General features: G+C 40.8%; 5 protein-coding genes. 3 read left to right on the top strand and 2 right to left on the bottom strand.

Annotation, left to right across the window (positions count from 1 at the left end):
• Positions 1 to 11 precede the first annotated feature (11 nt).
• Together ABJF57_RS05455 and ABJF57_RS05450 are read right to left on the bottom strand one after the other, a co-directional pair.
• On the bottom strand, positions 12 to 3,266 hold the full coding sequence (locus ABJF57_RS05455) for a cyclic nucleotide-binding domain-containing protein (protein WP_462233180.1): 3,255 nt from the start codon (positions 3,264 to 3,266) through the stop codon (positions 12 to 14).
• A gap of 108 nt (positions 3,267 to 3,374) precedes the next feature.
• Entirely contained in the window at positions 3,375 to 4,211 is an 837-nt protein-coding gene (locus tag ABJF57_RS05450; RefSeq protein WP_462233179.1) for an outer membrane beta-barrel protein, read from the bottom strand.
• Between the two features lie 200 nt (positions 4,212 to 4,411).
• On the opposite strand from ABJF57_RS05450, the gene ABJF57_RS05445 reads away from it, so the two are divergent.
• The 3 genes from ABJF57_RS05445 to ABJF57_RS05435 form a co-directional block, all read left to right on the top strand.
• Positions 4,412 to 6,238 (top strand): PorP/SprF family type IX secretion system membrane protein, encoded by a 1,827-nt coding sequence (locus tag ABJF57_RS05445; protein WP_462233177.1) that lies wholly within the window; start codon positions 4,412 to 4,414, stop codon positions 6,236 to 6,238.
• Positions 6,235 to 9,633 (top strand): FG-GAP-like repeat-containing protein, encoded by a 3,399-nt coding sequence (locus tag ABJF57_RS05440; RefSeq protein WP_462233175.1) that lies wholly within the window; start codon positions 6,235 to 6,237, stop codon positions 9,631 to 9,633. Before ABJF57_RS05445 ends, ABJF57_RS05440 begins: the two co-directional genes overlap by 4 nt.
• 195 nt (positions 9,634 to 9,828) lie before the next feature.
• Positions 9,829 to 15,888: FG-GAP-like repeat-containing protein (locus ABJF57_RS05435; protein ID WP_462233174.1), on the top strand; the 6,060-nt coding region annotated here is incomplete at its 3' end.

The following is a 15,888-nucleotide window of genomic DNA, read 5'->3' as shown; positions in this document are numbered from 1 at the left end:
TTCATCGAAATTCATCCGAATAAAGCATCTACAATCTCTGTTTCTTCCTGGTCAATTACTCCATTCATAATATCAATCCAGCAATCTAAAATTTCAATATGCTTGGACATTAGATTTAATAATTCTTCCTTTCTCAATAACAACAAGGTACATTCAGTTCTTGCCAAAGCAGTAAATGTGAATGTATCAGATTCGGTAAGGTTCTTCTCTCCAAATACTCCCCCAACTTCTCTTTCCGCTACTTTGTGGTCTCCATCATAAATATCTATCGCCCCTTCCAAAACTAGATACATAGGCTCCATCCCGCTATCTCCTTCTCGAATAATTGTAGCCCCCAACTTCACGCGTACTTCTTCTAAACATTCAGCAATATAGGTCACCAACTCTCCAGGGATCTTTTTGAACATCTCATTTTTCTTGAGCTCGATCACTCGCTCAATCAAAAGTAGTTTTTGATGATATTCCTCGTCTTCATTTCTAAATACAGGAGGAAGTATCGATTTGTCTAATTCCTTTTTAGTGGCAGGTCTCAATCTCTTAGTGTGTTCATGATAGGAATCCTTATTGATGCTATACATGACGTAAGCAGCCGTTTGCAAAAGAAGCGTATCAGGGTTAAATAGATTGGCAATCAAATCAGCAGTCACATGATTACTAAGTTGACTAAATCTATACATTGCTAGCGCTTTTGTATATCGGTTAATCCTGTTATAATCACGATTGATTATCTGCAGCAATAAATCGTCGTATGAATCGAAATCTTCTGGAGGGTAATGATTTTGCAACCTCACCAATCTTTCTGAAATCGTAAGTTCATCCATTACTGGTATAAGCTTGGGTTTCAGTTCCTCCTCCACAAAAATATCCATCATTTCCACTGCGAAGGTTATACTTTCCGTGGTTCCATTTTGAATATTTTCCTTAGCCAAAAGAACGCTTTGAGGGTCATATATCATCCCTAAAAGCATGAAGATATTGTCATAATTCTTAATATCCTCCTCTGTCATTGCTTCTTTGATCAAATGATCAATCGGGTTGTCATCCGGAATTTCCTGAGACGATTTTATGTTCCAGGCAATATCTCCAATTTCACCCTCAACAGCTATCTTAATTCTTGCAGCCTGAAAATCGCGAGCTACAAATCCAATATAGCTTAGTGAAAGCAAAAGCTGAGAAACTATTTTTCTGTCAGGGAAATCAATTTTTTTCCAAAGCAACTCAGTAGCACCTCGTCCCCCGATTCTACCAAGAACCTGGATAATCCGGATCATCGTAGGATGATACTGACCTGTCTTATAAAAAGCTGTGTCAACCGTATGGAAAGCAGCCTCTCCCGAAGCTTTCAAAGCCGACATTGCAACATTTCCATAGGTGGAAAGGTGAAGGTTCTCAATCAATATGGGCCATAGCTCTGGGCGCCTAACCTTGCCTGCAGATATCATGGCTGCCGAACGAACGTTCGGATTGATATCTCTTAAAAGTTCAACTATGTAGGTTATATGACGATCTTCTGTCGCTTTTGCTAGGAGCTTAGCTCCTCTTTCTCTATCCTTAGCTTCCGTCGATCTTACAAGTTCCTTAATGTTTACATCAGTCAGCTCAAATTCTGAAGCCAACTTCAACTTCTTGTATGAAACCCTGGCTATCTTTAAAACATCTTCATTCCCTTCTGTTTTAAGATCTTTTTCAATTATTTCAACTGCTTCCCAGCAAAGTCTATCTCCCAATTTTTGATAAGCAAAGCTCCTTAATATTGGTGAACGATGATTTAGCAAGTCCAACAACACAAATTCGAATTCAATTGGCTCAAGTTTTTCAAACATTTTTAGCGCATTCATCACTCTTTCAACGTCCTTCGATGAGACCTCATCTTTCAAAATATTGAGCGTATTGTTGTCATTCCGCTTCCCTTCTCCTTCTAATCCGGCTTTCTGTTTTTCCAATGTCTTCTTCAAGGTGGTCTTGTACTCCTCAAACAATTTACCTGCTAGGTATATGACTCCTGCCGCGAGTGCTAAAATGAAGTAAGAGTAGTGAATGAGTTTAAAGAACACTAAGAGCCCTAGCGCCATCTGAGTTGCCCCGGCAATAAATACTGCAATTTCATTGACTACACCCTCAATTCTTGTTTGGATATCAAACCTAATTTTAATGTCCAATGGAAGGAAAAACAGTTTAAATGCAGGATTTTCAAGTGCATCTTTAAGTGCTGCAGTAAACAGCTTACCTACAGCGGTAAGTACGAAAAACATGATGAATTCACTAGACTTGGTTTCATATCCAAAAATGTGTCCAACTATGATAGCTCCTAACGTAAATAGAATTAAAATAAGGGGCATGGTCATCAATGCCACCCTTAATCCAAATTTTCCTATGATGATATCATTGATAAAGCTTTGAATCAAAAATGAAACCACGATCACCGTTCCAGAGAAGAACGATAGGAAGTTTGCTAGATCCTTCTCGTCTGGATACATCGTTTCTGTAGCACTTAGAAAAGTGTAGTCAACAAAGACGGCAGCTCCCATGGAGAAAATAAGAAAAATTGAAAGAAGTCTGAGATACTTGTCTTTCATCAAACTGAAAAAGTTGACCTTTTCAACTTCTTCACCCGCCATGACTTTAGTAGCTGAATTCAAGTTGTAATTTATCACCAGCAGAAGAGTGAAGATAAAAATACCAAGCGCAGCTATTCCAGAAACAAATAACAGATCATAAGTAGCATTAATTACATAGGTTGTTAATATCGGAATACTGAAGAAAGCAATCATTGTTGCCATCAGTTGACCAGTGTCAATTCCTCCGATAATTCTTTTACTCGCCCTCAAATCAAAAACTCTTCCGAAGACCCCCCAAAAACCTAATAAGGTTATTGATGTGACAGGGCCGATCATAACAAAAAGTACAAATGGAAGTAACTGAAATTGGCCGGTTATCTCGTCATTGTAACCTATTAACTCAAAAGCAACTCTTATCCCTCCAATGAAAAGCAGAATAATAAACGTAGTAGATAATACAAGGGTAGAAAAGTTAATTCGACGCTGTAGGTATACAAAAATGGCTGTGGATACAATACCTGCAGCTCCTGCAGCAAAAAACGCATCTGCAAGGAATTCATCTCCCAGAACACTTAAAAAAAGGGTCTCGGCTCCAATTTGATAAGTAGCCAAGAGAATGCCCATAAAAAAGCCTTTTCCCAACAAGAGGAGCATTTGTTTCTCTTCTCCTTGCTCTCCTCCTAAAAACTTTAAGAATGCTTTTACCACAGTGGTGAATTTTACAGGTGATAAGGTAAGTTAGATATTTACCCGTAATTGTAGGAATAAATCAATAAAAGACCATGTTTTGGGGGTTTCAAACTTGAAATAATTATATTATTTCTTCTTTTTATTACTTTCACTACTTGTACTCTTCCCTTTCCTTTTCAGATCACTATTGTAGCCAAAGAGATAAGCCACCCCAACCGTGGCTATATTGTTGTAATACTCCAAGTTTTCTCTATAAAAATCTAGATCACCTGAACTTCCCCGAATTAAATTGATATCATTCCCGGTATTTGTGGCCATGTTGCTATGAACCCAGGTATATCTAAAATCAATCATTAATCTCCCACCAGAAGCTAAGTCAAAATACACTCCCCCTCCAAGCGCCAAACCAAATTGAAGTCTATTAGGCTGACTTACGTATGCAGTACTGAAATCATCTGGAGATGCATTATCCGAATTGAATCTTAATTTGTAGTCCACGACTATAGGATTTCCATCGTCATCTATAAGAAATTCTTCAAAAGCAGCTAAATCATGGGTTCCTTTACCTCCTACCCAATAACTTAACCGAGGACCTCCGTTAACAAAATAATGAAATGGCACTTTTCCTAAAGTGATTCTAAGCATAACAGGAACAGAAATAAAATGATTTGTCATATTGGAATAGACTGACTCCCCATTCGTGCCCTTGTCCCTCAAAGTCTTACCAATTCTTTCATAAAGAATTTCCCCATAAACTGAATACCTATCTGTTGCTGAATAGCTTAGCGCAAAACCAAACTGCATATTAACGTCTGAATCAACATTAAAGGAGTCTCTCTCATAAGTTTTATCCTGATATACATGATCGATGTAACTCACCCCTACTTTTGGTCCAAACCAATATTGTCCAAAAGAAAAATTAATTAATACCGTGAGAGCAACGAATGTAAGAATCGACTTCATATCAGACCACTTCTTTATTAATAGAATGTAATTATACAAAATCAATTGCAGTCTATATCACGCTTGAGTCTTCTTTATTTGACATTTTCGACGATAGGTTACCTACACAACATAAGTTTAATCGACATATTTGTTACGGGTAGTGCGAAATGCAATAAATTCTCTAATTTAGGGTTTAGATCAAAGAAATCATCAAATATTTGAAACGATTAACTTTCCTTAAAGCAGGTGGTGTGAATAGAATTGTGCGATCTTTCATTATCGGTATTCTTGCTGTTTTTTCATTGACAAGCAATGCCCAGCAGCCACAAGTCTACAATCAGTTTTTCATGAATCCTTATATGTACAATCCCGCATATGCGGGTGTAGAAGGACACGCTGCTTTTTTTGTTATGTACAGGGATCAGTGGACGAATGTTGAGGGGGCTCCTCAAATATCTCACGCTAGTTTTCATGTCCCGTTGCAAGGTGGCTTAGCACTAGGCGGGGCTGCCTTCAATGTAACCCAAGGCCTTTTGACTACTTCCGCACTCAAGGCTTCTGCTTCATACTTAATTAATATAGATCGTACGCATTTCCTAAGGTTTGGTTTATCGCTAGGTGCAGGTATCAACTCAGTAAACATTACCGATTTTGACTCTCCAGGAGATCAGGCTTTCGAAAATTTTCTAGATCAATCAAGTTTTTTTATTGGTGATGTAGGTGTAGCCTATCACTTTGGCCATTTCAACGTAGGCGTTTCCCTGCCTAACTTATTCAGCTACAATCCCATCACTCAAAAAGAAGTTGCTGACATTAAATTCTCCCCAACTGACAATGCCATCATCAAGATGAATTACAGAGGCCATATTAGTGATGATTTCGCATTTGAACCTCATGTCATCTATCGTTACAGCAACGTTCTTCCGCACCAATATGAAGCTGTTTTAATTGCTCACCTTTACCACATTGTTTGGGTTGGTTCATCATACCGTCAAGACGAAGGTATAATAGGCTTGGCCGGAGCTAAAGTAAAAGAAAAATTCGCCATAGGCTTTGCTTATGAACTGGGTAATCCTAAGATTTCGTCAGAGCTTGGACCAACACTCGAAGTGAATTTGGGTTATCATCTGGGTACCAAAAAAGAGCATGCCGAACATGTATCTTCATTTATAAAAAGCCATAGACTTTCCGCCGAAGAAAGAGCCAGAAAAGCGGAGCTTGAAAGACAAAAACAACTCGCCGCACTTCAGCAGAGTAGACCAACAGAAACAACAGATGAGGATGCGCTATCCATTGCAACCCCAACCGTACTTGATGACCCTGCACCAGAAGCTGATATTCCAACTGAAAAAGTTGATGATTGGGATCATCAGGAAGAGCATGAGGAAATAACTAGAACAAATCAATTTGGAGAAGAGGAAACAGGTATTCGTTTAGAAAAACCAAATGCAGATGGTGAAAAAAATGTAGTCATTAGCTGGGTGCCAACAGCCCAAGCAACCAATCTTTCTGTGGCTTCTGATGGTCATCTGGAAAGGACCTTACCGGATGGATCTAAGGAGGTAGGAATAAAGTATGAAAAAACGAATCCTGATGGTACCATTGAAAATATTGTAAAATGGGATCGAGCCATAAACGAAACTCAAGCGCAGACTATATCAGAAAATCCAGAGCTTACCGAAGAGCATCATGACGAAGTTGCCAAAGGGGACCCTGAACTAACCACAGATTTCAGAACACATGAGGAACTTGGATCTTCCGATGACCATGTGGTGACTAAGAGAGGCAATCATTTGCTAGAACTGCCTGTCGGAAATTATGTAATCTCCGGTGCTTTTGAAGTCTTCCAGCATGCAGAAGATTATAGTGATGAATTGTTCCAGATGGGTTTTCATGACACGATCGTAGGCTACAACAGTGGTAGAGGCTATTACTACGTAGTTATATATGAGTCGGGCAATCTGCAGCAGACCCGAACAAAACGAGATGAATTCAGAAACATACCAAAGCTGTCAAAAGCTTGGGTTCTTCAAGTGACCGAATGATGAGAAAGATTGTAGCCATATTATTATTTTGCCCAATAGTCTTATTAGCACAAAAGCCTTTTATTAACAACATCTCCCCTACCCGTGCAGAAGTTGGACAAACGGTGACTATTTCAGGTTCTAACCTCTCGGCTCCCGGAACGCCTCGCGTTTTCTTTGGTGGCGTTGAAGCTATAGTATCCTCTCACTCAGGCAACTTGATTAAGGTGACAGTTCCAGCTGGAGCAACTCATGGTGTAGTTTCTGTCATAAATAACGGGGAAATTGCCCAGTCTAGCGAACAGTTTTTTATCAGTTTTAGTGGCAGTGATATTACTAACTATGACGCGGAGTACCTTGTCAGTAGCACTGAAACAGACGCATATGACATATGCATGTGTGACCTGGATGGCGATGGATTAAATGACATCTCCATGACCCACAATGTTGGGACCAATGATAATTCCAAAAGTGAAATTACACTTTACAGAAATAACACGGCTGGTACCAACAGTTTTTCTGGAACCGACTTTCAGCTCACTTCGAAGATCAATAACGCTGATAATCAAACTGGTTTTATTTCATCAATTTGTGGAGATCTGAACAACGATGGCAAACCGGAGCTCATATACACCTCTAACGTAGGGACAAATATTAAAGACATTTATATCTATGAGAATCAGAGTCCTGGTGCAGGCACCGTCACAATGACCTATGTCAGTGGAATCACTTTAAAACTGCCATCCGCTACGGGTGGAGTGAATCGAGTTCCACGGAGAATTAAAGTTGCGGATATTGATGGAGATGGTAACTCAGATCTAGTCGTTGGCAATGAGGTAGATGCAACTATACATGTATTTAGAGGAAATGGAGATCTGACCTTTTCTTCTCCAGACGAAATATCAGTAGGCAGCGCTTCTCGAACCAGCTCCATAGATTTAGCAGACTTCAACAATGATGGTAGAATTGATATTGTGTCTTTACCATTCAGGCAGCCCAATGAGTCGATCTATGTTTTAAAAAATAACAGTCAACCAGGTAACGTTGATTTTGAACTAGAAGCCGGGATTAGTTCGTTGGCGCAACGGATTAATGTTGCAACTGCAGATTTTGATGACGATGGGCTGATTGACATTGTGGTTACTAATCAGCAACTTCAGCGTATCTCTTTTCATCGCAACACGTCATCAAGTACAGTCTTGACATTTGGCACTGCTCAAAACATTTCCATGGCTGGAGCTGGGCCATGGGGAATAGACATAGCAGACATGAATGGCGATGGTAAACCAGATGTCGTGGTTGCTTCCACTTCCACAAATGATGAACTCTTTACGGTTGAAAATAACTCCACATCAGGAAATATTTCGTTTGACACACCTACTTCAATATCAACCACCAATACCAACTTAAATATTTGTGCGGGGGACTTAAATGGAGATGCCAGACCTGACATAGCCTTCAGCCATAATATTGCTGTCGGTAATCCAGGGAACCTCGGAATATTTCTCAATAGAAATTGCGTGGAGCCTGTCATTTCCCCTGACAACCTACAATTTTGTTTTGATGATCAGTTCACGCTAAACGCTACTAAAACGAGTGGCGCAACCTATCTATGGGAATTCGTCAGTGCTGTAAATGGAGGCTCTGTACTCACGCCCATTGGAGATGGCAGCTCAGTAAATGCAACCATCACTTCAGGGTCTACCACGCCAGTTGAAGTACGGGTAACCATCACACACGATGCTGGTGAAACTTACCAGTGTGCCTTGACGGACAATGCCACGTTCACGCTCATTGGAGGAACGCAACCAGCCCCTCCATCTTTTGGTCCTGATCAGCAGATTTGTGTTGGAGATGATTTAACGCTTACAGTGTCTGGGGGACCGTTTGAGACTTATGAATGGACAAGGCCGGATGGCACATCAACCACTACTGCCTTGGGAAGTTTGCCGATTACAAATGCAACGATCAATGATGCCGGTAGTTACACGGTGCGAGCAAGACCTACAAGTGGGTGTTTCTCAGAAGAATCTCTGGAGTTTAACCTTGAAGTAAGTCAGCCTCCCTTATTTGATGTTTTAAACAATAATTTGGATAATTTCTGTTCAAATACATCCGTCACACTAACCGTTCCTGACTTTTCTCCAAGCCTAAATTATCAATGGAAAAGAAATAATATCGATATGGCAGGAGAAACAAACCCAACCTTAAGCACAAACCTTTCTGGTGACTATGTGGTTGAAATTGAAGATGGCGATGGTTGCCTAAGAGAAACCAATGCTTATACCATAAATGCAATTACGCTACCTACTTCAGTGGCCAACGGACCAACCGAAACCTGCATTGATTTCCTAACATCATTTACCTCAAGTTCTACAGGACAAGGGAGTTTTACACTGCAATATGAATGGGTGGTTGAAGACGCAAGCAATGCTGTGATCCACACGGCTACTACACAAGACCTTGATTTCACCTTTCCTTCCACAGGCAATTATGAAGTAATATTAAATACCAATTATGACCCTGCCGAAGTTTATGGAGGCCCTGGTTCGGGTGATATCTGCATGAGTTCAGATGCAATCTCAGTCACAGTATCTGATCCCCCCGGAATCACTTTTAACGTAACCGACGGTGTTGAAAAGTGTCAAGCGGAAACACTTAATGTGCTATTGCAAAGCCCAGCAAGCACGGCAATTTCTAGCTATAACTGGTCATTACGAAATGCCGTATCTGCTCCTAATGACACCATTATTTCAAGCAATTTCTCAACCAATAGTGCCATAGATGTTTCAATTCCGATTGGAGTAGATTCTGTATATGCAATTGTTGAAATAGTTACAACGATTGGCTGCAGTGTAATGGATAGTGTGAAGATTTTAAATTTTCCTTCTGCTGCAGATATAACATCTCCTGACGCAGACGCATCATCAGATTTGATCATCTTAGATGAGGATAACTTCATCCGCTTATCAGCGGAGGGACTTACCAATGTAACGTGGACACCTGAAGATATTTTTGATAATGCGAACGCAATTGATGTTACTGCTTTCCCTGACCAACCGAGCACTGTAATTACGGTAACTGGAACAGATGTTAACAATTGCACTGTTTCAAGTCAGCTAACTTTAGAGCTTGACAACTTACGTCCTAAAAGAACTTTTTCACCAAACGGTGATGGCTTAAATGATTGCTGGGAAATCCTAAATTCTTCACAGCCAAGTACTCAAGGCTGCAAAATTTTTATCTTTGACGCAAGAGGAAGAGAGATCAAAGTTGCCGATGCTCCTTTTAACAATAACTGTGTTTGGGATGGGAATTTCAATGGGTCTCCAGTTCCTGAAGGGGTTTACTATTTTGTATTTAAATGCGATGATAGCCAAATGAGCAAATCCGGAAGTATCCTTTTGGCGAGATAGTCCCTAAAATCCAATGTTTCGACTATCAAAAGAGATAGTTTGTCTAAAATCAGCCTTAAAATATTTATATTATTTATTGATATAGTTCTGCTTGTGATTATAGGCTTAACTTTACTATGACCCATTGTACCTTTTGATTTTCAGAGGGTTTATCTAGATTGCTAGAGGGTTACATTAGGCCTTTAAAGTGTATCTATGTCTGTATCCATTTCAACTAATACCATGAAAAGCTACTGGAAGTCAATATTTGTTTTCCTTTTTTTATTCTCAACCTTATTTGCTTCAGCTCAAGAAAATTGTTCCAACGGCATTGATGATGACGGTGACGGCCTCATAGATTGCTACGATGGAGAATGTTCAGATGATGGCGCATGTGATGATTTCTTTTTTGGAAATACAGTCATCTGTGCGGATGACATTGATGTAACCACATTCGCAATTCGAGAGCAATGGGGATCCGATGATCAAACTGCAACAAGTCACGTCACTCCCGCGATTGGAGATCTTGACGGCAATGGTATTCCTGAAGTAGTTTCCATAAATAATTACGGATCACTTGATTTATTCGTCCTCAATGGTGCAACAGGAGAAACCATAGCTTCCGCAGATATTGGCTTTACACCAGAGAATGCACCCGTCATCGCTAGAATTGATGGAGATGAAATTGGAGACATTATCGTATCGCAAAATAAGGGGGATGATTTAGCTCTCTACAACATTGACATATCAACAGGAACGCTTACCCAAGTTTGGAGAGAAAGAGCTTCAGTGAATCAGCCAATCGGTCTTCCAGGTGTTGCTGATTTTGACGAAGACGGTGATGTTGAAATCTATTACCGAAATGAAGTGATGGATGCACTCACTGGTAATGTAATTATTGCCGGTGACGGAAACTGGGAACAGGACTATACGCATGGATCAATAGCAGTAGATATTTTGCCAGATGCTGCTTGCGCAGATTGTGCTGGATTGGAATTGGTATCTGGAAATGAAGTATGGGCAATCAACGAAGCTTCCGGCACCAGAACCCTTGTGAGGGATATGGATGATGACATTCATACAGACATAGATCCAAATTTAAACTACTATCCAAAATATTACCCCAACTGGGATGACCAATGGTCTACAGTTTCTGCAGCTGATTACAACCTAGATGGAAATATTGACTTGCTCATGTCAGGAGCATTAGGAACTGCTGCTGAAGGATATAACGGTGAGACAACGATTTTCTATTGGGATGTCACTAACGGTAACGTAATTACTTATCACGATCCTACAAACAATTTCGTAAGAGGACCGGGTCGAATAAATATTGGAGATGTTGATGGGAATGGCCAACTCAATGCCAACTTCGTCATGAACCAGAAACTCTACTCTTTGGATGAGAATTTCAACATTCATTGGATTCACCCTATTAAAGAAGGTTCTTCTGGTTTTACTGGTTGTTCACTTTTTGATTTTGATGGAGATGGTGCAGTTGAAGTTGTATACAGAAGTGAAGAATCTTTGTTGATTGTTGATGGAGTTGGTAACGGAGATAATACGACCTCCGAAAGAAGAGAGATTGCCTGCGTATCAAGAACTCAGGAAGAATATCCTGTAATTGCAGACGTGGATGGTGATGGTAGTAGTGAAATCTGCGTCTCTTGTTATTTCAATAACTCCACGAGTTTTAGCCCTTATAGTAACACCCAGTTTTCGCAAATAAGAGTATATGAATCAGACGGAGAAGCTTGGATGCCTGCTCGTGGTGTATGGAATCAACACGGTTACTATAACGTAAACATCAATGATGATTTAACTGTCCCTACAGAAGTTCAAGATCACTCAGTGATATTTTCACTAGCTGGAAGTTGTGAGTATTCAGATGGATCGACAATACCTTTTGACAATCGACCTCTAAATACATTCTTAAATCAAGCACCAATCCTGAACGAGGAAGGTTGCGTTGAATTTGCATCTCCAGATATAGATTTCGTTGGAATTGTCTCTGCTACCGACGCGCTATGCCCCAATGCTGAAATAACGGTTGCCTTTGAAATCACCAATATCGGTGATGTCGACATATCAGGAAACCTACCAGTTTCTTACTATTACAATGATCCAAGAACGGCTGATGGAGTACTTCTAGATACAGAGGTCACTTTGTTAGTTGGGTTTGACGTTGGAGAGACTTTGACCATCACCCAAACAATATCAGGAGTTGGAGGTGATTTCGAATTATTCGTTGTGATCAACGATAATGGAGGCACCCCTCCTTTGACTGTTCCTTTACCAACCTCAACAATACCGGAGTGTGAAACTGGAAATAACATACAAAGCACATTGGTTGGATTCCAAACCTTCGACCTTTCTGTAGCTGATATTGTTGACAACAGAAAGTGCGATCCTACCCTACCAGATAATGGCAGTGCCAGAGCATTCTATTTTGGACCAACTCCTTCTGGAAATGAGACCATATGGCTAGAGAATTTTGAAGATCGAGCAAATAGCGCAAAGTCTGATACTGATGAAACTGCATGGACCTCAGATGGGGGCAGCGAATCGCCTGATTTTTATGGGGTATCATCGTACAACGGGTCGAAAATGTTTAGCATCACTAAATCAGGAACAAAAAATGATGTTGGAATTGTAACATGGACTTCTGAGGATATTGTGATAGCAGACTTTACTGACATTAATATCTCGCTTGATATTTTCGAAAACGGTAATCAGGAAAGCTCTGGAGAATGGAGAGATTTTGTGCGAGCATCATATGAACTTAGAGACATTAACAACAATGTAACTGAATCTGGGCTATTGAATAATGGCTCGCAATTTGGAGATTTTACTTATGCAAAAGCATTTGCATCCAATCTTAATTCCGATGGCGTTGATTCTTTATTGATACTCACTGTTGAGCTTCATAATACAAGTTCCAGCGAGCACCATTACATTGATAACATTTCCGTAGATGGCACTGGACCAGATATCATTAAAGAGTTCACCGAAGCAGATGGTTTTGTCTTTAATTGGTACAATGACAATGACTATTCAACCATCATTTATACGGGAAGTCAATATCCTCAGATGGCAACAGGTACGTATGATGTCATTGGATTTTATGCAGCAACGCAATGCTATTCCGATACCGTTGAAGTCAATATCAATCTGACTGCTCCAATAGTACGAGCATGGGTCTATGAAATCAGTCCACTTGATGATTGTAATACTCCAAATGGATCATTGGACGCATTCGTTTATACTCAAACTGACGATGGCACATTCCCTGCATCAGTTGGAAATCCACCACAGGACACATTAAGAACTGCGGATGGTTATGGGTTTAACTGGAGAATTACCAATGATGCAACAAATACGTCCATTGGCACCGGTTCCGTTATTCAAAACCTTACGAATCAAAGCTACACCGTTGATGTCGTAGAAAATCTCACAGGATGTACAACGTCTGCCGACCTCACAGTTTCATCTGATTTAACATTTCCGCCAGATCCTTCAATCTCGGTTGTAAATATTTCTTCATGCGGAGGTACCGGCCAGCTTTCAGCTGATGTAGCCGGAAATACCGCTGACTTTACATTTGAGTGGTTCGATGGAACAGGAGTAAAACCAGCAGCTGATTTTACGGGTGTAACATATACCGTTTCAGATCCCGGACAATACACAGTTCGAGCTACTTCGAACATTACGGGCTGCCCATCTAACCCTGTCACACAAGCTTTAAGCGATGTTTCTTCAGCTCCTAATCCTGCTACAACACTTGTTCAAAATAACACATCTTGTGTAGCTGGAAATGGCATTGTAAGTGCCGATGGAGACGGAGCTGGTAATGTTACAGATTTTACCTTTGAATGGTTTCTGGGTGCCAACACCTTGGTTGCTAATACATTACCAGGAACAGCCGCACCTGGTGCATTCTTAGTGAGTGATAACCCCTATGAGCTTGGAGGACTTGAAGAAGGTACATACACCGTAAGAGTAACAGACAATGCAACAAGCTGCTTCGAAACTCGAACAATTGATGTAGTTGACACGCCCGGATCTTTAGTTGTCACTGCTGGGAATTTAATCCAAAATGACATCAATAGTTGTGATGCAACAGTTCTTGGATCAATAGACGCATCTGGAGTAGTTCCTGGCAGTGTCACAGATGTTTCCATCGGAAATATCAACAGTAGTTTTGAAAACCTTGATATCACTACTAACAATGATCATATACAGTCATTTGATGGCGGGAATATTAAGACTTATCAACAAGATTTCATCAATGGATGGAGCACTACAGCAGGTGATCAAAGAATAGAAATTTGGCACAACAACAACACCCAAAACGGTAGCATACATGATGCTTTTCATGGCGATCAGTTTGCAGAGATCAATGCCAATCAAACGGCTGCTCTTTATTTTGACTTAGCTACAGTTCCTGGTGCTTTACTCAACTGGTCTTTTGCCCACAAAGGGCGAGCGGGCACCGATGTTATTTCTGTAAATATTGGTGAACCCGGAGCTGAAGTTGTTCAGGGAAGTTATTCAACAGGTAACACTGCTTGGGCTTTCTATGAAGGAGAATACACGATACCGGTAGATCAATTTACTACGCGTTTTCAATTTGAGGCCGTATCCACTGCTGGCGGAAATAATTCTGTGGGGAACTTTGTTGATACTGTATCCTTTGTCCTCTTTCCTTACAGGTTTGAACTGTACCAAGGCGCAACTGTTTCTGGTACCGCTGATTTCATTAACACCACTGGTGTATTCAATAATTTGGATGATGGTGATTACGTGCTTGTTGTCTATGACAATCTCACTGGTTGTGGTGCAGTAGAAATTCCAATAACAATTGCCAGAGTTCAAGATCAACCAACCATAGTTGCAGCCGTTACGGATGATGCAAATTGCGACAATGATGCAGGTAGCATCGATGTAACTACCTCAATGGCAGGAGCAGAACCTGCCTCCTACACTTACGAAATTTTTGATGGCCATTCATTCACATCTCAAAGAGGTATTGATGAAACTGTAGCAGATGGATCTATTCCATTCACTTTTTCAAATTTAGCTCCTGGGGATTACCGAATTAGAGTTACAAATGATGACACGAAGTGTACGAACTTTGAAGACGTCATAGTAGATGATATAACTGATATTCCAACCTTCTCTGTCTCTCAAACCATAGTCGACAATTCTTCATGTGCAGGAACTCCCAACGGATTTCTTTCAGTAAGCATTCAAGGGGATGCCGAAAGTAATTATACTTTCTCCTGGTGGAATGGCACAGATACTTCAGGCCCGGCGGATTCTGGCCCAGCGGTCGGAGGCAATCCTACCAATGGCAATAGTCTTTCCGGTTTAGCAGCAGGAGACTATACAGTGATCGCAGAAAATACTGCAACAGGTTGTGAAACCGTTGAACTAACGCTTACGGTAGGAAATGATCCATATATACCAAATGTCATAATCAGTGAGGATGCTCCTCAAACCGATTGCGCGACAGGAAATGGCATTTTGAGTGCGATTATCGACAATAACCCGGACTTCCCTCCTGGCACCAATGACATTACTGGATTTTCCTTCCAGTGGCAATTGGATGGCGTAGATCTTGCTGATGGTGTTGCCGCAGCGAACGGATCTGTTCCAAGTGGAACCCAAACCGCTACTGTTTCTGGACTTATCGCTGATGAGTATACACTTATTGTCACTCATGATGATCCATCAGGCAGTCAAACAATTTGTTCTGCTACTGAATCTTTTGTTCTTTCGGAGAATCAGGTAATTCCAACAATATCACTAAACAATTCTCAGCCAAATACAAGTTGTAATCCGGCCAATTCAGATGGGGAAATCCACATTGATATAACTCCAGCTGGCACCTATAATTTTGAATATTACTTTTCAAATGGAACACAGGTTGTAGATGGGGGCTCGGTTACTGGTAGTACAACAGCTGACGTAACTGGACTTATCAATGACACTTATAAAGTTGTCGCAGTATCCCCTACTCCTTTAGAATGTCCTTCGGATACCTTACTTGTAATCGTAGGACTGGATCTTCCAGTGGTTGCAGTTGCAGAATCTAACAACATTGACAATACCGTCTGTGTAGCTGATGGTGCGGGAGGTAATCCAGATGCTAATGGTCAGGTGACACTCACTCCTTCTACCACTAACCCTGCTGTAGAGCCAACGGGCGGATACAACTTCGCACTGGAAACTTCTGGAGGTACAGCCATCAATAACGCGGGTGGTACCGCAGGA

The sequence above is a fragment of the Ekhidna sp. genome (assembly GCF_039940915.1).
Lineage (GTDB): Bacteria > Bacteroidota > Bacteroidia > Cytophagales > Cyclobacteriaceae > Ekhidna.
The sequence above is the reverse complement of the archived record's forward strand: the minus strand, read 5'-3'. Positions and strand labels throughout refer to the sequence as shown.